Origin of the sequence: Pseudomonas sp. PDM24 (assembly GCF_019218905.1) — a bacterium.
Taxonomy (GTDB): Bacteria; Pseudomonadota; Gammaproteobacteria; order Pseudomonadales; family Pseudomonadaceae; genus Aquipseudomonas.
Window position 1 is genome coordinate 667,200 of record NZ_JAHUWR010000002.1, and the last position, 24,375, is coordinate 691,574.

Below are 24,375 nucleotides of genomic sequence, written 5' to 3' on the forward strand. Positions count from 1 at the left end.
GATCCTGCCCCTTTCACCAGGAGTACCACCATGAGCACCTATGACGTCGTGATTCTGGGCGCAGGCCCCGGCGGTTATAACGCAGCGATCCGCGCCGGCCAGTTGGGTCTGAAAGCAGCCTGCGTGGAAGGCCGCGCCACTCTGGGCGGGACCTGCCTGAATGTCGGTTGCATGCCGTCCAAGGCTCTACTGCATGCCTCCGAACTCTACGACGCGGCCATGGGGGCGGAATTCGCCAACCTGGGGATTGAGGTCAAACCCGTCCTCAACCTTGCTCAAATGATGAAACAGAAGGATGAAAGCGTTTCCGGGCTGACCAAGGGCATCGAGTTTCTGTTTCGCAAAAACAAAGTCGACTGGATCAAGGGCTGGGGCCACATCGACGGGCCGGGCAAAGTCACTGTGACCGACAGCCAGGGCACCAAGACCGAGCTGAGCGCCAAGAACATCATTATCGCCACCGGTTCCGAACCCACTCCCCTGCCCGGAGTGGACATAGATAACAAACGCATCCTCGACTCCACAGGCGCGCTGTCACTGGGCGAAGTGCCGAAGCACTTGGTGGTGATTGGTGCCGGGGTGATCGGCCTGGAGCTGGGCTCGGTATGGCGGCGCCTGGGCGCCCAAGTGACGGTGGTCGAATTTCTCGACCGGATCTGCCCCGGTGTGGATGGCGAAGCGGGCAAGACCCTTCAGCGCTCATTGAGCAAGCAAGGCATCAGCTTCAAGTTGAGTTCGAAAGTCACCAGCGCCACGACATCAGCGAGCGGTGTTCAGCTCAGCGTCGAACCGGCCGCGGGTGGCACCGCCGAGTTGCTTGAAGCCGATTACGTGTTGGTGGCCATTGGTCGGCGCCCTTATACCCAAGGCCTGGGGCTGGAAAACGTCGGTCTCGCCACGGACAAACGCGGCATGCTCGCCAATAAGGGCCACCGCACCGAAGCCGCTGGCGTCTGGGTTATCGGTGATGTCACGTCTGGGCCGATGCTCGCCCACAAGGCCGAAGACGAAGCCATGGCCTGCATCGAGCAAATCGTCGGTAAGGCCGGCGAGGTCAATTACGACCTGATCCCCAGCGTGATCTACACCAAACCGGAGCTGGCCAGCGTTGGCAAGACCGAAGAACAGCTGAAAGCCGAAGGTCGCGCCTATAAGGTCGGCAAATTTCCCTTCACCGCCAACAGCCGGGCGAAGATCAATCACGAAACCGAAGGCTTCGCCAAAGTATTGGCCGATGAGCGCACCGACGAAGTCCTCGGCGTGCACCTTGTGGGCCCCAGCGTCAGTGAAATGATTGGCGAGTATTGCGTGGCCATGGAGTTCAGCGCCTCGGCCGAAGACATCGCCCTGACCTGTCATCCACACCCGACCCGCTCCGAGGCATTGCGTCAGGCGGCAATGGATGTGGAGGGGATGGCGACGCAGATGTAGGGCCGATGATTTTGCGGTGACTGAACTGGCGCTTTCGCGAGCAAGCCCGCTCCCACACTGGTTCTGTGAACACCACAGATCAAATGTGGGAGCGGGCTTGCTCGCGAATGGGGCGACTCGGTCTAAAGCGGTAAATGCCCCAACGGCAACGCCCCCGGGGTCTTCACCGTGTGAATCGCAAAGTTGCTGCGAATGTCGCTCACACCCGGCAGTTTCAGCAATCGCCCGGTGAGAAAACGGTCATAGGCGCGCAAATCCGGCACCACCACTTGCAGCAGAAAATCCGATTCCCCTGACACCAGAAATGCCGAAATCACCTCAGGTAATGCCGTCACGGCCAGGCGAAACGCTTCGGCCTGTTCATCGTTGTGACGTTCAACTTTGACCCCGACAAACACCGTCAGCCCAAGGCCCACCTCATCTCGATCCAGATTGGCCTGATAGCCGCGAATCACTCCCGCTTCTTCCAGCATCCGTACTCGACGCAAACAGGGCGAGGCGGACAAACCGATTTCGTCAGCCAATTGCACGTTGCTCAGGCGACCGTCCCGTTGCAGCGCCGCGAGAATCTTGCGGTCGTAGGCGTCCAGTTTCATGGTTTGGCAGATCCCGATAGTTCGCTCATCAAAAAATGGCAGGTTATGCCAAATATCGAAGCTTTAGAAGCTGACTACGCAACCACCTGCCCTGCTCTTCAGCCATAGACTGACCTCACCAAATCGACAACGAATGGGGTGCAACATGGCAGGACTCTGGCTGTTTTTCATGGCATTGGCGGTGGTGTACCTGTTGCCCGGCCCGGACATGATTCTGCTGTTGCAGACCGGCGCGCGTCAGGGCAAAGGCGCGGCGCTGGCCACGGCGTTGGGGCTCGGTGTGGCACGTGGTTGTCATGTGGCCTTGGCTGCGTTGGGTTTGGCGGCGCTGTTCAAGACGGCACCCTGGACCTTCGACGTGGTGCGCCTGGTCGGGGCCGCGTACCTGCTGTGGATCGGCATTCAGTGCCTGCGCACCACGATGCTGCCGAGCTTGAACAGTGCAGGTTCCACTACTGAAAAATCGCATTGGCGCGAGGCGATCCAGCGCGGTTTGCTGACCAATCTGCTCAACCCCAAGGCGCTGCTGTTCTGTTCGGTGCTGTTGCCACAGTTCATCGAACCTCACGCCGGGCCAGTGCTCGCGCAATTTGCAACGCTGGGCGTGATGCTGGTCGGTGTCGGGTTGTTGTTCGACAGTGCCTATGCGTTGGTCGGCGCCGCACTGGGCCGCTGGCTGCAACGCAGTCCATCGGCCCAGCGGGTGCAGCAGTGGTTGTTCGGCAGCCTGCTGATCGGCTTTGCGGTGCGGCTGACTTTTGTGCAACAAGCGTGATTACTGTCGCGCCTTGCGCTGGCGTCGATTGATCAGCACCAGCGCTACCGCTGTAAACACCACCACACCGCCCGTTTGCAGCCATTTTTTATAAGGTCGCAATGCCGAGCGGACCGGACTCAATGCCTGGCTTACGTAACGTTTGTCCGCATTCTGGAAGTCTGGATAAGGACAATGGTGACCGAAGTTCACCGCCCAATCCACGTACGGACCTTCTTTCACATACCGTTGGTAGAAGGCACTTTCTTCTTCAAGGCTGGTGTTCCACCCCGCCGCCGCACACAACACCGCCGCAAAAGCCTGGCTGGTATGAGGCAGATTATCAGCAGCACGACTGGCCAAAGCCGTTGCGACATAACGATAGTGATAGCGCTCATCGGGTTGAGCGGCGCTGGCTTGCTGACGCACGACCTCATCTTCAGCCACTAACGGGCCGACCTTTAGCTCACGGCTCTCAAGGCTGTAATTACCACCGAACGTGGCGTAATCCGGCGCCATTTCGTAGCCGAGAAGCTCCATGCCCCATTGGCGTGTCGTCCACGCGGCATTGAACAACGCCGCGGCACGTTTGGTCGGCCACCAGGCAGCGTCCGCCTCCTGACGCAATTGCCCATACGCCTTGGCCTTGTTCTGCAGATCGACGTTGTCGAAGTAAGCCGGCGCTTCGTCATAACGCCCTTCACGCAACAGGCGCCGCCCGAGCAAATTGCGCAGGTTCGCGGCTACCGGCAACGGCACATAATTGTCGCGATCCTGCTGGCTGAGCGATGGCGGTGCGGGCACTTGAGTGTCGACGTACTGCTTGAGTTCATCGAGGGTCAGCACTCGCTCGGCAACGGTGGCCGCGTCGTACCAGTAAATGCTTTGGCTGCGATAGAGCTGGTCAAAGGCTTGCAGATAATCGCCGCGTTGCAGGGCCAGAATTGCGCTTTCGCCGTCGACCCGGCACTTGGGCTGCACCGTTTCGTAATCCCAGTCCGGGGTCCGTCGTTCACCCCAGGACTCGTTCTGCGGGAAGGCCTGGGCGGCCTTGGCGTAGGCCGCAGCGGCAGCGCCTTTGTCGCCATCACGCAACGCCAGTTTCGCCCGCAGCCACCACGCGAGGCCGCCGTCACCGGCCTGTTCGAGGAAGGCTTTGGCACTGGCGTAATCGCCCTGCTGATAGTTCATCGCCGCCAGGCGATCCGCGTTATCCAGGCTGCCGCGGGTGCTGTTTTGCAGCAGCTTGATCAGTTTCTGTTCGCTTGGCGGCTGATCACCGAATGACCAGCCCAGTCGACTGATCAACGACGCCGTCACCAGTTGCTGCACCGCTTTGCCCTTGAGCAACACGGCCAGTTGATCGTCGGGCATTACCATCAGATCGGCCATCAACAACTTCAACGAGCTGTAGCCCACCGCCGAACCGTGGAGGTTCTGCGTGGCGTAGAGCTCGATGGCGCTGTCCCAATCGCCAGCGGTGCGGGCCACTCGCGCTTCTTCACCGAGGCTGGCAACACCCAGTTCCAGCGGGTCGCTGAAGCCGTCGATACTCAGCCGACGAGTTTGCTCGAAAGCCTTTCGGGATTGAGCCAACAGGTCGGGACCTGCGCCCGCCTCTGAACCCATGGCAAACAGTGTCCGCCCCAACGAGTAAGCCGCCCAGGTACTGCGCAATGCGCGTTGATCCGCCGGCAGCGCCAGCACTTTCTGAAAATATTCAGCGGCCAAACCATGGTCACCGGCGTTGAACGCCACCGCGCCCGCCAGATAGAACATGTGTTCGGCCGGCAGGCTGGCGCCTTGCTCTTCAACCTGACGGGCATCGGTCAGGCTGCGCAGCTGTTGCACCAGCGCTTGCTGCTCAGGCGTCAGACCGGCCTGTTCGGCGGTATTCCGCTGACCCGCGTAATCCGGCGCATCGCCGTAACCGTCCCCCGGAATGTTGGTGGCTGCAGTGACATTTTTCAGTCCCGCGATGGCATGCCCGAGGCGACTGATCTCAAAATTGAAGTTGCCTTCCGGCAGTTCCGCCAGCGACTGGCCACGGTTGTCCAGCAGGCGCATGGGGAAGTCCGGCCCGCAGGCCAACGCCGAACCCAACGGCAGGCTGAGGCTCAGGCAAAGCAGATGGCGGGGCCAGTTACGGGTGAACATTCGAACCTCCTTGATCAATAGTTGCGCAGCGGGCCCAACCGATGGCGCGCTGCCCGCCGGCGGGGATTCGACCCTCGCGCAGGCGGGTGAAGGTAAGCAGATCCGGGCGCTGTTGCAATGCATAACCGGCCAATGCATCGGCACCATCGCAGCCCTGCACCGCCAGTGTCAGGCGTTCGGGCCAGGTGCTGTCGAGGTTGCCTTGGTTGCTGACGCTGATGTCGTAGAGGCCGTCCTGCGCCGAGAGCTTCAGCCCCACGCGGTTGTCGAGCGTATCGCCGCGCGCCACGGCGATGAGCGTCGTCAGGCTCCAGGCCCTGCGATCATTGGCCAGCGGCAGGCGAAACCAGATCAGTCCGGCCAAATGAGCCGGTGGATCGGCGCGCAACTCGGCGCCGAGTTTGCTCAGTTGCAGCGGATCCGCCAGTAACTCCCGGCGTTTGCCGCCCCGCTCGATGGGCACTTCGCTTTCCACGACCGGCGCACCACCGTCCCCCGGCAACAGCGCCACGCCATAAGCCGGTAGCGCCAGATAAAACGGTTTCGACGTGACACGGCTCCAGCCCCTGGCCCATTGCCGGGCCTGATCCGGGTCGAACAAGCCACGCCGTGGATCGCTCACCGCGTGCACCTGCAAGACGCTGCTGTCGACGGTCGCCAGCAGCGCCGGCAATTCAGGGCTGTCGAGCCAGGCCGGCAATGCCGTGATGCTCAGTGGCAAGGAAGCGGGCAGAACGGCGCGCAAATGCGTGAGGAATTCGCGGTAGGCCGGTAGCCGGGCGTTACCTGCATCGTGGTCGATTTCCACGCCGGAGAGGATCAGCCCCTGCCCTTGCCAATCGCTGAGCATCTGCTGGATGTGCGCCGTGACCTCGTCCTGATCCAGACCCTTGAGCTGGCCGTCCAGACGAATAACCGCTATCAGCGGTCGACCGTCACGCTTGAGCAGCACCGGATCGATTCGCGCCCGGCTCCAGCCGGCCTGCGCAAACGCCTGCAAGGCCAGCACACGCAAGGTCGAGAAATCGGCACGGCTGTCGCGCAGCGCGGCGTCATGGGCCGGCGTCCATTGGCGTTGCCAGACGTAGAGTTGCTGATCGAGCGGCGGCGCGTCCTGTTGCTCGCAACCATTGAGCAACACCGCTGCCAGCAAAACGATCAAGCGTGTGAAAAAAGCCATGAAAAACCTTATCCCTGAAATACAAAAAGGGCCTCTGAAGGCCAATGCCTGTCAGTTAAGGTGCGGAACCTGTGGGAGCGGGCTTGCTCGCGAAGACGGCGGCACAGTCAACATCGATGTCGCCTGACCTACCGCTTTCGCGAGCAAGCCCGCTCCCACATGGATTGCGCTTAACTGACTGGCATTAGCCTCTCAAGGCCCTTTGTCGCTCTGCTCATTACCCTACTCAGCCATTGGCTTGCGGGCAATGATCACCTGACTTTTCGCCACCACCGCATCCAGCGCCTGTTTAATCTGCGCACCCCGTGGCGAGGACAGCACGGCTTGCCAGGTGTCGGCCCAATGGTTGAGCAGCGGATGGTCGGCGTTGCTGAAATCGACCTTGGCCTCCCAGAACAACAGCATCCACATCGACCAATAGAAACCGTATTGGCTGTGACTGAGAACTTCCAGGCCGGCGTCGCTGACCATCGCCTTGAACTGCTCTTCGCTGATGATGCGAATGTGGTTGGGCTTCTGGAAATACTCCGGCGCGGCGATGTCTTTTTGCAGGTCTTCGGAACTGGGGTGCGGAACACTGAGCAAATACAGCGCCCCGGGCTTGCCGACCCGCACCAGTTCGGCGAGGAACTGCGCCGGATCGTCGACGTGCTCGATAACTTCGGTGGACACCACCCGGGTCGCGGTCGCGTCGGCAATCGGCAGCGGATTACAGTCCGTGACGTGGCACTCGATGCCCCGAGCCGGCGTGTCGCTCAAGCGCTGACGAGTCGCTTCGACCTTGGCGGCGTCGATGTCGGCAATGATGATCTTCGCCCCGCGCATGCCGCAGAAATGCACGTTGCCCCCGTCACCGCAGCCCACATCCAGCAACGTGTCCTCGGGGCTGACCGGGAAACCGGTGAATAGCTCACCGGTTTGCTGGTTGAACCAGCCGCTGAGCATCGCGTCGTGCAGGCCGAGCATGTACGGGTCGACTTTCTCGGACACCGAGGTTGCTGGCATCAGCGGCTGCGCGGCAGCGGACGTGCCCGCCGTGAGTTTCTTCAAAAGGCTCAGCATGAGGTGGCTCCAGAGGATGGAAGGACTGATGGGGACATACGCAAGCGTTGCACCAGATGGGCACCCCGGTTGCGCAAGGGCAGCTCGATGAATCGGTAGTTGAGTTCACTCAGCAGCACGATCAGGGTCATGGCGCAAAACAGCGCCAGTGCCGGCTGCATCGCCACGTCCTGCCAACCGACGGGCGCGAAACGAAACCAGCCTTCGCGCACGGCAAAGAACGCCGGAATGTGAATCAGGTAAATGCCATAGGAACGGGCGCCCAACCAGACCAGTATTTGCTTGAGCTTGCCCTTGGGCAGCAGGTAATCGCGATTGTAGGAAGCGATCCAGACCAGCAGCGCGCACAACAAGGCAATCGCGGCGACCCGATAGCTCGCCAGATTGAAAGGTGTGCTCGCCAGCACGCTCAGTGCAGCCCCCAGCCCGATCAAAATCAACAGGCCTGACCAACGACGGCGCAACAATCGTGGCTCCCAGGTCAGATAGCTCGGCCTCGAGCTCCACATTGCCAGCAACACGCCCAATGCCAGGGCATCGGTCCTGATACTCATCAACAGCGCTGAACGCCAAGTGAACAGTTGCACGGCAACCAAGGCCAGCAACACCCACACCAACCGCTTGCGGCAGACGAGGATCAGTAAGGGCAGCAACAGGTAGAACTGCTCTTCAAGGGACAGGCTCCAGTAAACGAAACTGGCACCGTATTCGAAGCGCATGAAGCTTTCGGCAAAGCGCAAATTGGCCAATTGCAGAAAGCCCGCCAGCGTCGCCTGCAGATTGGCCTGCACCGTGCCAAAGGCGCCCGAATGATTGAAAAACAGTGCGCCCGCTAACATCAGCAACAGCCACAACCAGGCGGATGGCAACAGACGAAAGGCCCGGCGAATCCAGAAATCGCGGGTTTCCAGCCAGAAGGCCTGCGGTGTCTGGCAACCACGCAGCAGCGGAATCAAGCCTCGGGCGATGACAAACCCGGAGATGACAAAAAACAGGTCCACACCCCACCAGAATTGCCCGTGGGCCGTGCCCGACTCGAAACCCGGCAGCCCACCCGGAAATGGCATGGTTTGCAGGTGATGCACCAGCACGCCAAGCACAGCGATCCCGCGCAACAACTCGATGTCGAGAATCCGTCGACTGCTCATCGCGCAGTCCCGGCCTTTGAATCGGTCGCCATCGGTTTACGTGCAATGATCACCTGACTCTTGGGCATGAACTGATCGAGCATCTGCTTGATCGCCAGTCCATTGGGTTGCGCCAGCAGGTCTTGCCAGGTTTTCGCCCAGCTCTCCATCAGTGGCGGATACGGCGCCTGAATCCGGTCACGTACCGCGCCGCCCAGGTCGCGACCGGCTGCGCGCTCGCTGGCCCAGAAGAAAATCATGCCCATCACCCAGAAAAATCCGGTCGCCTGACGATGCTCGATCACCAGGCCGGCGTCCTCCACCAGCGCGGCGAAGCGTTCCGGGGTAAAAATCTGTACGTGATTGGGCGACTGGAAATAGCTGGCCGGGGCGATGCCCTGTTGCAAATGCTCGCCCACCGGTGCCGGCACGCTCAGCAGATACTGCGCACCCGGACGGCCCATGCGCACCAACTCGGCCATGAACGGCTCGGGCTGATCGATGTGTTCGATCACTTCCATGCACACGACCTTGCTTGCGCAGCCATCGGCCAGCGGCAAGGGCAGGCTATTGCTGACCAGCCCCAGGCTTGGCTTGTCCGTCTGCGCGTCCACTTGCCGGGCCAGGTCTCGGACCTTGTCATGTTCACTGTCAGTAAAAATCACCGACGCGCCCTGACGTACCGCAAACAGCGTCGCAACGCCCTCACCGCAACCGACATCCAGCAGAGTGTCGTCCGCCGTGATCGCAAAGCCCTTGAGCAATTCGCCGCTGTCGTTCAAAAACCAGCCATCGAGGATGGCGTCGTGCAAGCCGACATCGCGCGGCGATACGCTGTCTTGCGCAACCGGTGCAGGCACAGCTTTGGGTTGCGCCACCGGGCGCAGCCGCCTCATCAATGCGCGGATCATGCCTCGGGGGTTTCCACGGCAGCCGCAGCGCGGGTTTCGAATAGCCGGGCAAGGAATTCTTTCAGACGCTGTTCAGCGGTTGCCTGGCCGCAGAAGTTTTGCAGGCTGGTGACCGCGTGGGCGGACATCCTTGCATAGCGTTGCGGGTCGTCTTTGGCCACGTCATAGCTGGCCCGATAGGCCGTGCATAACGAGGCCCAGTTGGTGATGTAGCGCAGGGTGCGAAACGCCTTTCGCGGGTCGTGGGGCCAGGCCGTCAGCTCATCCGTGGAGTCGATGAGGAAAGCATTGTCGGCGTCCAGATAATCGATCATCGCCGTGGTGCGCGGCGCCACTGCCGGCTTGCCGCATGACATGAACTCCATCAGCGGCAGGCACTGGCCTTCGCCGTAGGACGTATTCACCACGTAACTCGTGGCCTGCACCAGACGCTCGTAGTCCGCATCCGCAAGGTAGCCGTAAATCAACACGATACGGCAGCGGTAGGACTGGTTTTTGTACAGGTGATGAAGGATATCGGTCAGCGCTTCTTCGGCATCGTGGTGCGTCAGTTTGAGCACCAGCGTGGCGTCTTCTACCTCGCGGAAGGTCACGCAAAAAGCACTCAGCATGTCTTCCCAATTCTTGCGCCCGTCGCCGGGATTGAACACCGAGGTGTAGATCACACCGTCGAGCACCAGCTCCTGTTCACGAGCGGGCGCCTGAAAGTCGATGCCCTTGCCGGCACGCAAATGCGCAGGACCAAAGGCCCGCAGATCAAGTTGGCGACTGTCCGCCAGCAAGCCTTTGATCTTCAATCGCACCTGGCGGGCCTTTGGCTGACGCTGCAATTGCGCACCGCGTGCGGCAAAGCGATCCCACACCGGTGCCGGTACCGCGACGATCGGATAGTCGGCGCCCATGGCTTCGCGCACGGCATTGACGGTGTAGCTGGAATGGGTGATTGCCGCACCGCTCGCGCGCAATACCGTGCGCCAGTCATTACGCGGTTCACCGGCGAACGGCTCATTGGGAATGGTGCTGAATTCCCACGCAAACACTGCCAGGGTCGGACAGGCAAAATGAACCGGCGTGCGATGCGGTGGCGAGAACGACAGGAACACACAGTCTTCGCCACGGGACAGACAGTCGAGGTACAAAGCGTCGACTTCAGTCTGCGGGTCGCTGACTTCCACTACCCGCCCCAGTCGCTCCAGCACCGGTCGATACTCTTTGAGCACGAAGTAGTAGCTGTACTCCGAACGGCCCAGGTTCTGGGCAATGGTGCGCTGGTTGGTTTCCGAATGAATGATGATCAGCATGAGGCGTTATCCGTGACGGTCGCTGCCGACACACCGTGTGGCGCCAGCCCGAAAAAGTCCGCCAAGCGTTGTTGCACTGGAGCGAAGGCGCAGTAATCGTGCATGCGCTCGACCGCGGCGTGAGACATGCGCTGATACTCCAGCGGCTGTTCCTTGGCGATCCGGTAGCTGTTTTCGTAGGCCGTTTTCAACGACCCCCAGTCCGGTCGATAACGCAGGGTCCGATAGATGATGCGGGTGTCCTGAGGCCAGATGGTCAGCTCTTCGCTGGACTTGACCACAAACGCCACGCGCTCATCGATGTAATCCTCCATGGCTGTGTGATCCGGCGCGATCACCGGTTTGCCGCTGGCCATGAACTCCATCAGCGGCAGACACAAGCCTTCGCAGCGGGAGGCGTTGACGTAATAACTCGCCGCCTCATAGAGCCGGGCATATTGCGGATCGTCCAGGTAACCGTGCATCACCACCACCCGGCAGGCGAACGGGGACAGTTGCGCCAGCAAGGTCATCAACTCGGTGTAATAGGACGACAGATCGTTCTGGGTAATCTTCAGCACCAGTGTGGCATCCGCGGTGTCACGGAACGCCCAGCAGAATGCGCTGATCAGTTGATGCCAATTCTTGCGCCCGTCCTTGGGATTGAACACGGTGACGTAGACCACGCCGTCGACATGGGTCTGAACCTGTTCCGTAGTGTCCGGAAGGTCCACGGGTGCTGGTACATGGACCGGCACCGACTGTGGACCGGCAATGCTCGGGAAGTATTTTGCGAGCCTGGAGTGAGCCGGGTCAGACAACAGATCGCGAATCCCCTCCCAGTACCACTGGCTCAGAAAATGAGTGCGATGGACCGGCACCGGTTGCGCCTTGCCCAGGTCCAGCGCCCACAGACGCAAGTAGTGCCTGGCGATGACGAAGCGGCGCTTCAGGGTTAGCGGCGGCGGGCGCAAGGCCTCGAGTTCCGCCTGTTGCTCAGGGGTCAGCGGCGGTGGAATCAGCGAGTCGGCGGACAGCCCCAGCGTACGGGTATCAAGGATGCAGCCCTTGATGTCGAGGGTCGAACCGGCATTGACCGGCACACTGGTATGGCGGCTACGGATGGCCGCGAAGTTTTCCCACAACGGGGTCGGCAAGACCAACACCGGAAAGTCTTCGCCCATGGCCCGACGGATCGCCCGGGCCGTATGACTGGAGAGCGTAATCACCCGGCCCTGGCGCGCCAGCATGCGGGTCCAGTCCTGCCGTGGATCGTTGTCCCACTGCTCATCGGGAATCGAATCGAACTCCCAGGCCACCACGCACATTGTCGGGCACTCAAGGTCGTTCGGGGTTTTCTGCGGCGGGGTGAAAGACAGGAACAGGCTGTCTTCGCCGGCGGCACGCAGTTGCCTGTAGAGAGGATCGACCTCGGCGGTGGAGGACACCACATGCACCCGCCCAAGGCTTTCGAGCACCGGGCGATAAGCCTTGAGCACGAAGTAGTAACTGTATTCGGGACGACCGAGGCTCTGGCTGATGGAACTGTCGTTGACGTCCGAGTAAAGAATAAAATTCATGGCATCCCACGATGAAGCCGCCATCCCGGCAACCTCACTCTATGACGGCAAAGCCACGGATCGAGTCGGTGTGTCGTCCTCGTCTATAGTCTTCATGCCCGTCTACGTTCTTGTTTTAGTGGTCAGTTTCGCGGCGTTGCAGAACAACCCTGCCGAACCCTGGGCGATCGTGACGAGGGGCATTCTAAACACATCCGTTAAGGGTTCGTGAACCGCTCGGCGAGAATAAATAGACCTGCGAAAACGAGAACTGACCGGTCACGGTGGGACTTATTGAAATTGCTGCGCAATTGGCACAGATTGGCTACCAAACAACTACAACAACGACTTCTCCAGTTTTCCTACGAAGATTTTTCTTCGGTCTGACAGACTTTCCCTAAAGCCTGCGGGAAATGGCAGAAGTTCAGAATTGAGGGGACCGCGGCTTGAAAAAGCGTCTGTTCGTAACGGGTCTGAGTGGATTCGTAGGACAACACATCCAATCTCGTCTGAAGGCTGATGCCTCGGAATGGGAACTGCTGCCTGCCCTTTCCCGTTACGATCTCGTACAGCCAGAAAGCCTTGAAGGCCTGTGGCCGGAGATGCCCGACGCGGTCATTCATCTGGCCGGCCAGACCTTCGTTCCCGAAGCCTTTCGTGATCCGGCACGTACGCTGAATATCAATCTGCTGGGCACCCTTAACCTGCTTCAAGCCCTCAAAGCCCGTGGCTTCGCCGGTACGTTCCTGTACGTCAGCTCCGGTGACGTCTATGGCCAGGTCCACGAAGCCGATCTGCCCATCACCGAACGCCAGCCACCCTGCCCGCGCAATCCTTATGCCGTTAGCAAACTGTCGGCGGAGTTCCTGAGCCTGCAATGGGGCCTGAGCGAAGGCTGGCCGGTGCTGGTCGCTCGCCCGTTCAACCACATCGGCACCGGGCAGAAGGACAGCTTCGTCATCGCCAGCGCGGCGCGGCAGATCAGTCGAATCAAGCAAGGCCTGCAAACGCCGCAACTGGAAGTCGGTGACATCGACGTCACTCGCGATTTCCTCGATGTGGGCGATGTGGTGTCGGCCTACTTCGCCTTGCTGGAAAAAGGCACGTCGGGACAGGTCTACAACATTTGCTCGGGGCGCGAGCAGAGCATTCGCAGTTTGATCGAACAGCTGGGGGATCTCGCCCAGGTCGATATGCAACTGATTCAGGATCCGGCGCGTCTTCGCCGCGCGGATCAGCGTCGCGTTTGTGGCAGCCATGCCAAGCTTGCCCAGACCACAGGATGGACGCCTGAAATCACAACACAACAATCCCTGCGGGCGATCCTGTCCGACTGGGAGAAGCGAGTACGACAAGAATGACAAAAAGTGCATTGATCACAGGGATCACCGGTCAGGACGGCGCCTATCTGGCCAAGTTGCTGCTCGACAAAGGTTATAAAGTCCATGGCCTGGTGGCGCGGCGCAGCAGCGATTCACGTTGGCGACTGCGCGAGACGGGGATCGAGGGCGATATCGTCTATCTGGATGGCGACATGGCCGATGCCTGCTCGGTGCAGCGTGCGGTGATCAAGTCAGCGCCGGACGAGGTCTATAACCTGGCCGCGCAAAGCTTTGTCGCCGCCTCCTGGGATCAACCAGTGACCACCGGCATCGTCGATGGCCTGGGTGTGACTCACCTGCTCGAAGCGATCCGTCAGTTCAGTCCGCACACCCGTTTCTATCAAGCGTCCACCAGCGAAATGTTCGGCTTGATTCAGGCCGAGCAGCAGGACGAAAACACACCGTTTTATCCGCGCAGCCCTTACGGCGTGGCCAAACTCTATGGCCACTGGATCACGGTGAACTATCGCGAAAGCTTCAACCTGCACGCCAGCAGCGGGATCCTGTTCAACCACGAATCACCGCTACGCGGCATCGAGTTCGTGACCCGTAAAGTCACCGACGCCGCCGCCCGCATCAAACAGGGCAAACAGCAGGAACTGCGCCTGGGCAACATCGATGCAAAACGCGATTGGGGATTTGCCGGCGACTACGTCGAAGCCATGTGGCTGATGCTGCAACAGGACAAGCCTGACGATTATGTGGTCGCCACCGGGGTGACCACCACCGTGCGCGAAATGTGCCGCATCGCCTTTGATCACATTGGCCTCAACTACCGCGACTACGTGAAGATCGACCCGGCATTTTTCCGCCCGGCCGAGGTAGAAGTGCTGCTTGGCAACCCGGCCAAGGCCCAGCGCGTACTGGGCTGGAAGCCAAAAACCGATCTGGACACCTTGATCCGCATGATGATGGATGCGGACATGAAACGCGTTGCCAAGGAGTAGGCCATGCTGATTCCCGTGATTCTCTCCGGCGGTGCCGGCACCCGGTTGTGGCCGGTGTCCCGCGAAGGCCATCCCAAGCCGTTCATGACCCTGCCCGACGGTCAGTCGCTGCTGAGCAAGACCTATCGGCGTGCGGCCGGTTTGCTCGATGGCTGGGGCGATATCGTCACGGTGACCAACCGCGACTATTACTTCCAGAGCAAGGATCACTATCAGGAGGCGCGCCTGGAGCGCCATCGCGGGCATTTTCTGCTTGAGCCGACGGGCCGCAATACGGCCCCGGCCATCGCGGCGGCCGCCCTTTCGCTACAAGCCCTGCACGGCGACGAAGCGATCATGGTGGTGATGCCCGCCGACCATCTGATTCTCAACGAAGACGCCTTGAAAAGCGCGGTCGAGCACGCCGTGGCGCTGGCCAAGTCTGGTTATCTGGTGACGTTCGGCGTCGTGCCGACAGCCCCGGAAACCGGCTTCGGCTACATCGAAACCGGTGCTCCGCTGGACGACAAAGGCGCCGCCAAGGTGCAGCGCTTCGTCGAAAAACCCGACCTGCAAACCGCCACGCATTATCTGGAGAGCGGTAACTTCCTGTGGAATTCGGGGATGTTCTGCTTCTCGATCGCCACGCTGCTGGCCGAGCTGCACCTTCACGCCCCCGCACTACTTGAACAAGCTCGGGCCTGCATGGCGGCCAGTGCGCCGGTGGAAATCGGCGGTTGCCTGCAACAGGAACTGTCGCCAACGCACTTCGCCGACATCACCGACATCTCCATCGACTACGCCTTGATGGAGCGCTCCGACAAAGTGGTCGTGGTGCCAGCCTCTTTCGACTGGAGCGACATCGGTTCCTGGGGCGCCGTGGCGGCATTGGTGCCAGCCGATGCACAGAACAATCGCGCCAGCGGCGATGCGATCTTCATCGACAGCCACAACAACTTCATCCAGAGCGAAGACCGGTTGGTCGCCGCAGTGGGTGTGGATAACCTGATCATCATCGACACCGCCGACGCGGTGCTGGTCGCCCATGCCGACCGCGCCCAGGATGTGCGCCGGGTGGCCCGGCAGCTCAAGGATGAAAAGCACGAAGCCTATCGCCTGCACCGCACAGTCAACCGACCGTGGGGCACTTACACCGTGCTCGAGGAAGGTCCTCGCTTCAAGATCAAACGTATCGTGGTCAAACCCGGCGCCAAGTTGTCACTGCAAATGCACCATCACCGCAATGAACACTGGGTCGTGGTCGAAGGCATGGCCAAGGTCACCAACAACGGTTCCGGTTCGCACCTGGTGGCCAAGAACGAATCGACATTCATTGCCGCCGGGCACAGGCACCGTCTGGAAAACCCCGGCGTGATCGACCTGGTCATCATCGAAGTGCAAAGCGGTGAATACCTGGGGGAGGACGATATCGTTCGCTTCGAAGACCAATACGGCAGGACGGTTTGAATGCTGCTTTCCCTGTATCGCTCGCTGTGGAGCTATCGAGGTTTCATCCTCGGTAGCGTCAAGCGAGAGTTTCAAGCGCGTTATCGCAATTCGCTGTTCGGTGCCCTGTGGACCGTGCTCAACCCGCTGTCGATGATCGTCGTCTACACGGTAATTTTTTCCCACGTCATGCGCGCACGCTTGCCGGGTGTGGATGACGGCATGGCCTACAGCATCTACCTCTGCGCCGGGTTGCTGACCTGGGGTCTGTTCTCGGAAATCACCCTGCGCAGCCAGAACATGTTTCTGGAAAACGCCAACCTGCTGAAGAAAATCAGCTTCCCGAGAATCTGTCTGCCGGTGATCGTGCTGTTCAATGCCGGCATCAACTTCGCGATCATCATCGGGCTGTTCCTGGGCTTTCTGCTGATCACCGGGCGCTTGCCGGGCATGGCCCTGCTGGCGTTGCTGCCGCTGATCGCGCTGCAAGTCATGTTCTGCGCCGGGCTGGGGATGATCCTCGGTGTGCTGAACGTGTTCTTTCGCGACGTCGGGCAATTCTTCGGCATCTGCCTGCAATTCTGGTTCTGGCTGACCCCGATCGTGTACCCGCTGAGCATCCTGCCCGAGTGGGTCCAGCGGCTGTTGCAACTCAACCCCATGACCAACCTGATCGGCAGCTACCAGAACCTGTTCCTCTACGGCCAATGGCCGGTCTGGAGTTCGCTGCTGCCAATTTTCGTGATCGGTATGTTGTTCTGCGTGATCGGGCTGCGACTGTTTCGTCAGCGGGTCGGCGAAATGGTGGATGAACTCTGATGGGACATATACGCGTGACGGGCCTGGGCAAGGCCTACAAGCAATACCCCACGCGCTGGAGCCGACTGGCTGAGTGGCTGATCCCGTTTTCGCCGATCCGCCATCGCCAGCACTGGGTGCTGCAAGACGTGGCATTCGAAATCGCTCCCGGTGAAGCGGTGGGCATCGTCGGGGTCAACGGTGCCGGCAAAAGTACCTTGCTGAAGATGATCACCGGCACCACCCAACCCACCTGTGGGCAGATCCAGCTCGAAGGCCGCGTCGCCGCCCTGCTGGAACTGGGCATGGGGTTTCACCCGGAGTTCACTGGTCGACAGAACGCGATCATGGCCGGGCAACTGCTGGGCATGCAGGTCGAAGAAATCGAAGCCCTGATGCCACAGATCGAACATTTCGCGGAGATCGGCGAAGCCATCGACCACCCGGTGCGCACCTATTCCAGCGGCATGCAGATGCGCCTGGCGTTCAGCGTGGCCACCGCGCGGCGCCCGGATATCCTGATTGTCGACGAAGCGTTGTCGGTGGGCGACGCCTACTTCCAGCACAAAAGCTTCGAACGCATCCGCAGCTTTCGCAGGGCCGGCACCACATTACTGATCGTGTCCCACGACCGCTCGGCGATTCAATCGATCTGCGACTCGGCGATTCTCCTGGAGAACGGCCGCATGGCCATGCATGGCAAGCCCGAAGCCGTCATGGACTACTACAACGCCCTGCTCGCCGAGCGCGAAGGCCAGACGGTGCGTCAGGAAATGCTCGCGGACGGCCAGGTGCAAACCGTTTCCGGCACCGGTGAAGCCGGGATCCTCAGCGTGCGCCTGCTCGATGAGCGCGAACGTGCCATCGATGCCGCCGAAGTCGGCCAGTCGGTGGTGCTTGAGGTGCAAGTCGAAGTGCGTCAGGACATCGAACGCCTGGTGTTGGGTTTCATGATCAAGGATCGCCTGGGCCAGGCCATGTACGGCATCAATACCCATCGTCAGGACCTCGCCCTCACCGATCTGCAGGCCGGCGAGCGGCTGACCTACCGCTTTGCCTTCGTCATGGGCCTGGGCAAGGGCAACTATTCCGTGGCCCTGAGCCTGTCGCGACTGGACTCGCACCTGGACCGCAATTTCGAGTGGCGCGACTACGGCCTGGTGTTCCATGTGATCAACAACCGACACGAAGACTTCGTCGGCTGTTCGTGGCTGGGGGCGAAAACCACCATCACTCGCGCGGCCGAATCGATTGTTTCGGAGCGCACGCCATGACCCGTCTACTGGTGGAGTGCACGTACGTGTTCCAGCACCCCAAGGTCAATTCGGGCATTCAGCGGGTGGTGCGCAACGTCATCAATCAGTTGCCTGAACGCGTCGATGGCGTTGAGTGCATCCCGGTGGTGATGCTCAAGGGCAAGCTCTACCGGGTGTTGAGTCTGGCCCCTTTGGACACACCGCTTTTCAATGGGCTGATGGAGTTCGGTGGGCGCCTGGAGCGATTGGCCCATCGTTTCTGGCAACTGCACCAGCGCCTCGACAAACGCTGCACCTCGCGATGGACCCGGCGCGCGCTGTACGCGGCTTACCGCCTCACGGCGCTGGCGGGTTTCAGCGTACCGCTGCGCCTGATTGATCAGATCAATCACTATCAACTGCCCAAACGTTGCTCGCCGCTGCAGCATCAACCGGGTGATCAACTCGTGTTGCTGGATTCGTCCTGGCACGCCGATTTCTTCCCGTTGGCCGAACAACTCAAACGCGAAGGCGTGGGCATTGTCTCGGTGATCTACGACCTGATTCCCCTGACCCACCCGCAGTTCTATGACATGCGACTGGTGCGGATTTTCAACGAGTGGTTCGACTGGATCGCCAAAACCGCCGACGGCTACGTGGCGATTTCCGCCACGGTGCGCGATCAGGTGCGCGATGAATTGCATCGTCGCGTCGGTCCTGCCAAAGCCGACACCTTGTGGTTCGACTACTTTCACCTGGGCTCGGAGCTGGACCTGCGCGAAGAAACCGCCGCTGTCGAAACACGCCTGACCCGGCTGTTCGATACCCCCGAACCGGTGTTCCTGATGGTCAGCACCATCGAGCCGCGCAAGAACCACGACTACTTGCTGGACGCCTTCGAACTCGCCTGGGCTGCAGGTTCCACTGCCCGTCTGTGCATCGCCGGGCGCATTGGCTGGAAGTGCGATGCCCTGCTCGCCCGGGTGCGCAATCACCCGGAGCTGAACAGGCGGTTGTTCATGTTTAACGACCTGAGCGACACCAGCCTCGAACATGCCTATTCCCACGCCAGTGCGTTGGTGTTTCCGTCCTACGTCGAAGGCTTCGGCCTGCCACTGGTGGAAGCCATGCAGCGCGGTTTGCCGGCCATGGGCAGTGACATCCCGGTCTTCCGCGAAATAGGCGGCGAGTTCATGGCGTACTTCGACCTGGCCGAACCACAAAACCTGGCCGATCTGGTTGCCCGATTCGAGAGCAGCAAACAATTCCCGGCCGCCCGCGATGTGGCGGACTGGCGCTGGATTGGCTGGCGTGAAGCCAGTGCGCAACTGGCCGAGCGAACCCTGCGCAATCTTGTGGAAACACCCGTCGTGCAAGAGAGGCAACATGCGAATTGCCCTTAACGCCCGAATCCTCCAGGCCCCGCGCACCGGCATAGGCCATTACGTCGCCGAACTGGTGAATGCCCTGGCCGGTGAGCCCGATGTCGAGTTGTCGCTGTTCCATGGCTGGGGCTGGAGTTCTTCGCTACCCGATGCTGCCATGCCGGGCTACTCGCGACTGACGCCGTTGCTGCGGCAGATACCGGGGGCGTATCAGGCTCGACGCTGGCTGGCGCAGAAACGCTTTGATCAAGGCCGCGCGCAGGCGATCGACCTTTATCACGAACCCAGTCTGTGGCCGTTGTCATTCGACGGCCCGACGGTCATCACCCTGCATGACCTGACACACCTGCACTATCCCGAGACGCAACCACCGGCGCGCCTGCGAGAAATCGAGCGGCGACTGGCCGATGGCGTGCAACAGGCGCAGCTGATTCTCACCGACTCGCAGTACATTGCCGACGAGGCTCAAGCCTGGTTCGCATTGCCGGCCGAGCGTTTTGTAGTTGCCCCGCTGGGCGTGGCTGCACGTTTCCACCCACGCGAGCCCGAGACCATCGATGCGATGCTCAAGGCCCACGGGGTCGAGATGCGGGATTATTTTCTCTGCGTCGGCACGCTGGAACCACGCAAGAACCTGACCCTGGCCCTGCGCGCCCACGCCCAACTTCCGGAAGCATTGCGTCAGCGCTTTCCGTTGTTGATCGTGGGCATGGCCGGCTGGCAACGCGAACAATTCAGCGATGAGCTGCGCCGGGCATTGGCCACTGGTCATGTGTGTTTGCTCGGTTATCTGCCCGACGAGCAGGTCGCGCAGCTGTTGGCAGGCGCCCGGGCGCTGATTTTCCCGTCACGCTATGAAGGCTTCGGCCTACCGGTGCTGGAGGCCATGGCCAGCGGCACGCCGGTCATCCTGACCCGACATTCGGCCATGCCCGAAGTCGCAGGCCTTGCGGGCAACTATATTGAACCTGACGATCCAGACGGGTTGCGCGATGCCATGCGCCGTCTGATCGACGATCAAACACATTGGCAGGCATGCTCGAACGCCGGATTGCAGCAGGCAAGGCTATTTTCCTGGGAGCGCTGCGCGAAGATCACCGCCCGCGCCTACCGCCAGGCTATGGGAGGTTGAATGCGAGTTCTTCATTTTTTCAAGACGTACCTGCCTGACTCGGTCGGCGGGATCGAACAAGTCATCTTCCAGTTATGTGAAAGCGGCGCCCAGCATGGCATTGAAAGTCAGGTGTTGACCCTCAGTGCCGATCCGACACCGCCGGTGGTGCAACTCGGGCAGCACGAAGTCCATCGGGCCAAACTCGACATTCAGTTCGCTTCCACAGGCTTTTCTTACAGCGTCTTCAAGCAATTTCGCGAAATGGCCGCTGAGGCGGACGTGGTCAATTACCACTTCCCGTGGCCGTTCATGGACCTGGTGCATTTCTTCAGCGCCATGAACAAACCCAGCGTAGTGACCTACCACTCGGACATCATTCGTCAGAAGCACCTGCTCAAACTTTACCGGCCACTGATGAACCGCTTCCTCGCCAGCGCCGACCGGATCGTCGCCGCCTCCCCCAACTATCTGCACACCAGTGATGTGTTGCAGCAGTTTCAGGAAAAGACCCGCGTCATTCCCTATGGCCTGAACAAGGCCGGTTATCCACAGGCCGATAACGAACGCATGGACCATTGGCGGCAAAAGCTTGGGGATAAGTTTTTCCTGTTTGTGGGCGTGATGCGCTATTACAAAGGCCTGCACATTTTGCTCGACGCCTTGAAAGACGTAGATTACCCGGTGGTAATCGTTGGTGCCGGGCCGCTGGAAGCCGAACTGCACGCCCAGGCCGCAGCGTTGGGTTTGCGCAATATTCACTTTCTGGGGCGTCTTGGCGACGAAGACAAAGTCGCGCTCCTGCAACTGAGTTACGCGATCGTATTTCCTTCGCACCTGCGCTCCGAAGCGTTCGGCATTTCGCTGCTCGAAGGCGCGATGTACGGCAAACCGATGATCTCCAGCGAAATCGGCACCGGCACCAGCTACATCAACATCCACAACGAAACCGGGCTGGTGGTGCCGCCGAGTCATCCACAAGCGTTCCGTGAAGCCATGCGCACACTCTGGGAAAACCCGACGCTTGCAGCCGAAATGGGCGTGAAGGCAGAGGCGCGTTATCGGCAGTTGTTCACGGCGGAAGAAATGGGTCGCAAGTGGACGACGTTGTACGAAGAACTGCTGGAAGAAAAATCCCTGTCCTACGCATAACTCATGTGGGAGCGGGCTTGCTCGCGAAAGCGGTGTGTCAGGCAACATCAATGGTGAATGTCACAACGCCTTCGCGGGCAAGCCTCGCTCCTACAGGGGTCAGCTGTGTGATGCGGGTTTTGGCACGTTGAGGTTATCCAGCATCCGGTTCACCGCCAGCTCGGCCAGCATGACGATTTGCTGAATCGCCATGGCCGTGTTCCGATGCGGCCCTTCCAGATACCCTGCAAAATCACCCGCCATCACACTGGCCTGGGCCAACGATTCACAGGTGTGGGCCAACAGGTCTTCGTCTTTGATATCCGGCGCAACGATAAACATCGTGCTCGGCTTGCGGGCCGCGGGGGATTTGAGGGCTGAGGGGTTGAGGTAGTGATCGAGCGCGCGGTTAGCGGCTTCGTGGAGTTTTTTTGAATCGAGGGATTCGTAGGGAGAAACGTCGTCGGTTTCAGGGGGATTCGGTGTTGCTTTGAACATGGTGAAACTCCATTCGAGGACTGGAGTTCGCCAACACTGCGACCAAGCAGAAGGGTGGCGAACCGTACGCGGGTTGGTCGACCAGGGAATGGAACCCGGCAGGGCCTAAGCCCTCCCACGCACAGCTCGCCATGAAGCAAGCATAAAAGTGCGCCATTCTAAACCTGGGCGACCAAACCCGATCACTGAATTTGCAGCGACCCCCAAAGCCTATCCACCCCATTTCCGACCGACAACCGTCAAAACTTGTCGGAAACATCCCCCCAAAATCATCGTTTGTAGGACTGCCTGCGATCTGTGGATAACTCACCGACCGGGTCCCGGGCTTTTGTGGCGAGCGAGCTTGCTCGCGCTGGGCTGCGTAGCGGCCCCAAAATTTCTGATATACCAAAGATCTTGTGAGTGCTGCGCACTCAAGCGGGAGCAAGCTCCCTCGCCACAGTTCGCTTCTACAGGGGATCAGCTGTGTGGCGCAGGTTTTGGTACGGCAACGTTATCCAGCATCCGGTTCACCGCCAGTTCTGCCAGCATGACGATCTGTTGAATCGCCATCGCCGTATGCCGGTGCGGCCCTTCCAGATACCCCGCAAAATCACTCGCCATCACACTGGCCTGGGCCAACGATTCACAGGTGTGGGCCAACAGGTCTTCGTCTTTGATATCAGGCGCGACCATGTACATCGTGCTCGGCTTGCGGGCCATGGGGATTTGAGGGCTGAGGGGTTGAGGTAGTGATCGAGCGCGCGGTTAGCGGCTTCGTGGAGTTTTTTTGAATCGAGGGATTCGTAGGGGGAAACGTCGTCGGTTTCAGGGGGATTCGGTGTTGCTTTGAACATGGTGACACTCCGAATGAAAGGTTCTACCGCCACCGATCGCTGCGACGCGATTTGAAGGAGGCAGCTGTACGCGGGGTCGCAGACCGAGCCATTCGGAAACTCGGCATACCCGAAGGTATCCCGCGCACAGCCACCATTAAGCAAACGACTAGCACCGAAGCGCTGTGGTTTGGGCCGGCGATTATGCACCAAATGAACTGAACGGACTGCGACACCCGATCGCTGATGTGCAGCGACCCCCAAAGCCTATCCCCCCGACTTCTGACACGACAACCGCTAGAACTTGTCGGAATCGTCCTTCAGAACAGCCAAATCTGTAGGATATTCGCAATTGTTTTCAGGCCAGCCGAGATCAAATGTGGGAGCGGGCTTGCTCGCGAAGGCTGTTTAACATTCAACATGGAAGTTGTCTGACGCACTGCTTTCGCGAGCAAGCCCGCTCCCACAGGGGATTTTCTCCGTTGTCTGGTTCAGTTACAGATCCAACACCAACGCCGCAAACCCTGAGCCGGAATCGCGCAAAAAATCAGCACCTGTCCGTTATCCGGTCCTGCCGTCGGCGGCGGCTGTGGATAACTCACTGACCGCTGATCAACCAGGTTTTGCGGATGCATTCGCCTGCGCCCAAGTCCCGGTCAGCAAACTGGTGGGTGACACGCCGTCAAAGCGCCAGCGCAAGGCCAGCGCTGCGGGCCGTCGCACCACGCGCTCCACCTCGAATGTCCACAACCGCTCGGCCCCTTGAAAGGCTTCGACTTGCGGGCCTTCGAGGATGATTTGCGTGCGACCGCTGAGGTGCAGCAAGTCACCCGAATCGAAATCGATAAACAGCAAACCGGCTCGAGGATTGATTAGCAGATTGCCCAACGTATTGAAGAACAGGTTGCCGGCGAAGTCCGGGATGGTCAGGCGATTGCCCTCTACCTGGACGAAACCGGCCTGGCCACCCCGATGAGAAACGTCCACCGAGCGTTGGCCATCAACGTCCACATAACTGGCGACAAAGAAGGTATCAGCGCCGGCGATCATGGCTTTGGCCGCGTCATCCAGCCCGTTGAGGTGCTGCGCGACACGGGTCGCCGGATCCGCCAAGGGCACCGAGCGAAATTGGCGCAATTGAATGTATTTCGGGCAATTGCCGAAAGATTGCTGCACCGTCACCTCGAAGCCGCTCGCTGTCACAGCGCCAACTCGGCCATTGAGACGGTTGCGACGTCGCGTGTGCAGCTCAATACCGAGCAGACCGATCGCCGCTCCCTCTTGCAATTGCGCGGGGTCGTCGTGGCCAGGCAGGCTGGCGAACTGCAACAGCGCAGGCTCTGGAGAATGGGCAAAACCCGGCGCCCCTTCCAGAATGCTGGCCCAAGGGTTGCCATCAGCATCCACCGCGCCGTACAGCATGAACGGCAATTGCTGATAGAAGGTGCGGTGCTGATCCGGCATCTCGCTGCGAATCACCCTACGACCTAATTCGTCCATTCGCTCGGCGACACCTACACGAGCCTGCAACTGTTTCTCGCCTGCGTGCCAAGGTGAACGTTCCATAACGGCTTCTCCCCTGCGCTCATCG

19 protein-coding genes and 2 pseudogenes are annotated in these 24,375 nt (G+C 60.2%); 10 read left to right on the top strand and 11 right to left on the bottom strand.

The genetic code is table 11. From position 1 onward, the window contains the following. Positions 1–30: 30 nt before the first annotated feature. The gene (lpdA, locus tag KW837_RS10940; RefSeq protein ID WP_218395671.1) at positions 31–1,431 is read left to right on the top strand and encodes a dihydrolipoyl dehydrogenase; all 1,401 of its coding nucleotides are present in this window, start codon (positions 31–33) and stop codon (positions 1,429–1,431) included. Positions 1,432–1,553: 122 nt separating this feature from the next. Here lpdA and KW837_RS10945 read toward each other — a convergent pair whose 3' ends face one another. Further along, positions 1,554–2,027, bottom strand: a complete 474-nt coding sequence (locus KW837_RS10945) for an Lrp/AsnC family transcriptional regulator (protein ID WP_007896573.1) — start codon at positions 2,025–2,027, stop codon at positions 1,554–1,556. A gap of 145 nt (positions 2,028–2,172) precedes the next feature. On the opposite strand from KW837_RS10945, the gene KW837_RS10950 reads away from it, so the two are divergent. Next, complete coding sequence (locus tag KW837_RS10950) at positions 2,173–2,802, top strand: LysE family translocator (RefSeq protein ID WP_192345162.1); 630 nt, start codon at positions 2,173–2,175, stop codon at positions 2,800–2,802. Here KW837_RS10950 and KW837_RS10955 read toward each other — a convergent pair whose 3' ends face one another. The 7 genes from KW837_RS10955 to KW837_RS10985 all read right to left on the bottom strand — a co-directional run bounded on the left by KW837_RS10955 (position 2,803) and on the right by KW837_RS10985 (position 12,078). After that, on the bottom strand, positions 2,803–4,938 hold the full coding sequence (locus tag KW837_RS10955; RefSeq protein WP_218395673.1) for a hypothetical protein: 2,136 nt from the start codon (positions 4,936–4,938) through the stop codon (positions 2,803–2,805). Next, positions 4,925–6,118 carry a DUF3142 domain-containing protein gene (locus KW837_RS10960; RefSeq protein ID WP_218395675.1) on the bottom strand — a complete coding sequence of 398 codons (1,194 nt, stop codon included), beginning with the start codon at positions 6,116–6,118 and terminating at the stop codon, positions 4,925–4,927. Before KW837_RS10960 ends, KW837_RS10955 begins: the two co-directional genes overlap by 14 nt. 222 nt (positions 6,119–6,340) lie before the next feature. Then, positions 6,341–7,180, bottom strand: coding sequence for a class I SAM-dependent methyltransferase (locus KW837_RS10965; RefSeq protein WP_218395677.1), 840 nt, complete (start codon positions 7,178–7,180; stop codon positions 6,341–6,343). Further along, positions 7,174–8,328, bottom strand: coding sequence for an acyltransferase (locus KW837_RS10970; protein ID WP_218395679.1), 1,155 nt, complete (start codon positions 8,326–8,328; stop codon positions 7,174–7,176). The genes KW837_RS10965 and KW837_RS10970 overlap by 7 nt, the downstream gene beginning before the upstream one ends. Next, on the bottom strand, positions 8,325–9,218 hold the full coding sequence (locus KW837_RS10975) for a bifunctional 2-polyprenyl-6-hydroxyphenol methylase/3-demethylubiquinol 3-O-methyltransferase UbiG (protein ID WP_218395681.1): 894 nt from the start codon (positions 9,216–9,218) through the stop codon (positions 8,325–8,327). Before KW837_RS10975 ends, KW837_RS10970 begins: the two co-directional genes overlap by 4 nt. Further along, complete coding sequence (locus KW837_RS10980) at positions 9,215–10,519, bottom strand: glycosyltransferase (protein ID WP_218395683.1); 1,305 nt, start codon at positions 10,517–10,519, stop codon at positions 9,215–9,217. The genes KW837_RS10975 and KW837_RS10980 overlap by 4 nt, the downstream gene beginning before the upstream one ends. Next, complete coding sequence (locus KW837_RS10985) at positions 10,513–12,078, bottom strand: glycosyltransferase (RefSeq protein WP_256348669.1); 1,566 nt, start codon at positions 12,076–12,078, stop codon at positions 10,513–10,515. The genes KW837_RS10980 and KW837_RS10985 overlap by 7 nt, the downstream gene beginning before the upstream one ends. Before the next feature lie 425 nt (positions 12,079–12,503). Here KW837_RS10985 and KW837_RS10990 point away from each other — a divergent pair, with 425 nt between their 5' ends. Genes KW837_RS10990 through KW837_RS11025 form a run of 8 tightly spaced genes read left to right on the top strand, consistent with a single transcriptional unit; the run spans position 12,504 to position 21,492 of the window. Then, on the top strand, positions 12,504–13,418 hold the full coding sequence (locus KW837_RS10990; protein ID WP_218395687.1) for a GDP-mannose 4,6-dehydratase: 915 nt from the start codon (positions 12,504–12,506) through the stop codon (positions 13,416–13,418). After that, on the top strand, positions 13,415–14,386 hold the full coding sequence (gene gmd, locus KW837_RS10995; RefSeq protein WP_030132531.1) for a GDP-mannose 4,6-dehydratase: 972 nt from the start codon (positions 13,415–13,417) through the stop codon (positions 14,384–14,386). Before KW837_RS10990 ends, gmd begins: the two co-directional genes overlap by 4 nt. A 3-nt stretch (positions 14,387–14,389) precedes the next feature. Beyond that, on the top strand, positions 14,390–15,832 hold the full coding sequence (locus tag KW837_RS11000; protein WP_218395689.1) for a mannose-1-phosphate guanylyltransferase/mannose-6-phosphate isomerase: 1,443 nt from the start codon (positions 14,390–14,392) through the stop codon (positions 15,830–15,832). Then, the gene (locus KW837_RS11005) at positions 15,833–16,630 is read left to right on the top strand and encodes an ABC transporter permease (RefSeq protein ID WP_218395690.1); all 798 of its coding nucleotides are present in this window, start codon (positions 15,833–15,835) and stop codon (positions 16,628–16,630) included. After that, positions 16,630–17,883, top strand: coding sequence for an ABC transporter ATP-binding protein (locus KW837_RS11010; RefSeq protein WP_218395692.1), 1,254 nt, complete (start codon positions 16,630–16,632; stop codon positions 17,881–17,883). The genes KW837_RS11005 and KW837_RS11010 overlap by 1 nt, the downstream gene beginning before the upstream one ends. Then, complete coding sequence (locus KW837_RS11015) at positions 17,880–19,247, top strand: glycosyltransferase family 1 protein (protein ID WP_218395694.1); 1,368 nt, start codon at positions 17,880–17,882, stop codon at positions 19,245–19,247. Before KW837_RS11010 ends, KW837_RS11015 begins: the two co-directional genes overlap by 4 nt. Further along, positions 19,231–20,361: a glycosyltransferase family 1 protein gene (locus KW837_RS11020; protein ID WP_218395696.1), complete on the top strand. Its 1,131-nt coding sequence runs from the start codon at positions 19,231–19,233 to the stop codon at positions 20,359–20,361. The genes KW837_RS11015 and KW837_RS11020 overlap by 17 nt, the downstream gene beginning before the upstream one ends. Continuing rightward, positions 20,362–21,492 carry a glycosyltransferase family 4 protein gene (locus KW837_RS11025; RefSeq protein WP_218395698.1) on the top strand — a complete coding sequence of 377 codons (1,131 nt, stop codon included), beginning with the start codon at positions 20,362–20,364 and terminating at the stop codon, positions 21,490–21,492. Positions 21,493–21,591: 99 nt separating this feature from the next. Here KW837_RS11025 and KW837_RS11030 read toward each other — a convergent pair whose 3' ends face one another. The 3 genes and pseudogenes from KW837_RS11030 to KW837_RS11040 all read right to left on the bottom strand — a co-directional run. Beyond that, on the bottom strand, positions 21,592–21,969 hold the full coding sequence (locus tag KW837_RS11030; RefSeq protein ID WP_218395700.1) for a DUF6124 family protein: 378 nt from the start codon (positions 21,967–21,969) through the stop codon (positions 21,592–21,594). A gap of 459 nt (positions 21,970–22,428) precedes the next feature. Further along, a pseudogene (locus KW837_RS11035) lies at positions 22,429–22,805 on the bottom strand (DUF6124 family protein). A gap of 609 nt (positions 22,806–23,414) precedes the next feature. Beyond that, positions 23,415–24,350 (bottom strand): annotated as a pseudogene (locus tag KW837_RS11040) (pyridoxamine 5'-phosphate oxidase family protein); the annotation flags it as partial. Positions 24,351–24,375 lie beyond the last annotated feature (25 nt).

What these genes read in the sequence shown, in the direction of transcription:
- lpdA (WP_218395671.1), top strand. Translation starts at nt 31, where the DNA reads ATGAGCACCTATGACGTCGTGATTCTGGGCGCAGGCCCCGGCGGTTAT.
- KW837_RS10945 (WP_007896573.1), bottom strand. Translation starts at nt 2,027, where the DNA reads ATGAAACTGGACGCCTACGACCGCAAGATTCTCGCGGCGCTGCAACGG.
- KW837_RS10950 (WP_192345162.1), top strand. Translation starts at nt 2,173, where the DNA reads ATGGCAGGACTCTGGCTGTTTTTCATGGCATTGGCGGTGGTGTACCTG.
- KW837_RS10955 (WP_218395673.1), bottom strand. Translation starts at nt 4,938, where the DNA reads ATGTTCACCCGTAACTGGCCCCGCCATCTGCTTTGCCTGAGCCTCAGC.
- KW837_RS10960 (WP_218395675.1), bottom strand. Translation starts at nt 6,118, where the DNA reads ATGGCTTTTTTCACACGCTTGATCGTTTTGCTGGCAGCGGTGTTGCTC.
- KW837_RS10965 (WP_218395677.1), bottom strand. Translation starts at nt 7,180, where the DNA reads ATGCTGAGCCTTTTGAAGAAACTCACGGCGGGCACGTCCGCTGCCGCG.
- KW837_RS10970 (WP_218395679.1), bottom strand. Translation starts at nt 8,328, where the DNA reads ATGAGCAGTCGACGGATTCTCGACATCGAGTTGTTGCGCGGGATCGCT.
- KW837_RS10975 (WP_218395681.1), bottom strand. Translation starts at nt 9,218, where the DNA reads ATGATCCGCGCATTGATGAGGCGGCTGCGCCCGGTGGCGCAACCCAAA.
- KW837_RS10980 (WP_218395683.1), bottom strand. Translation starts at nt 10,519, where the DNA reads ATGCTGATCATCATTCATTCGGAAACCAACCAGCGCACCATTGCCCAG.
- KW837_RS10985 (WP_256348669.1), bottom strand. Translation starts at nt 12,078, where the DNA reads ATGAATTTTATTCTTTACTCGGACGTCAACGACAGTTCCATCAGCCAG.
- gmd (WP_030132531.1), top strand. Translation starts at nt 13,415, where the DNA reads ATGACAAAAAGTGCATTGATCACAGGGATCACCGGTCAGGACGGCGCC.
- KW837_RS11000 (WP_218395689.1), top strand. Translation starts at nt 14,390, where the DNA reads ATGCTGATTCCCGTGATTCTCTCCGGCGGTGCCGGCACCCGGTTGTGG.
- KW837_RS11005 (WP_218395690.1), top strand. Translation starts at nt 15,833, where the DNA reads ATGCTGCTTTCCCTGTATCGCTCGCTGTGGAGCTATCGAGGTTTCATC.
- KW837_RS11010 (WP_218395692.1), top strand. Translation starts at nt 16,630, where the DNA reads ATGGGACATATACGCGTGACGGGCCTGGGCAAGGCCTACAAGCAATAC.
- KW837_RS11015 (WP_218395694.1), top strand. Translation starts at nt 17,880, where the DNA reads ATGACCCGTCTACTGGTGGAGTGCACGTACGTGTTCCAGCACCCCAAG.
- KW837_RS11020 (WP_218395696.1), top strand. Translation starts at nt 19,231, where the DNA reads ATGCGAATTGCCCTTAACGCCCGAATCCTCCAGGCCCCGCGCACCGGC.
- KW837_RS11025 (WP_218395698.1), top strand. Translation starts at nt 20,362, where the DNA reads ATGCGAGTTCTTCATTTTTTCAAGACGTACCTGCCTGACTCGGTCGGC.
- KW837_RS11030 (WP_218395700.1), bottom strand. Translation starts at nt 21,969, where the DNA reads ATGTTCAAAGCAACACCGAATCCCCCTGAAACCGACGACGTTTCTCCC.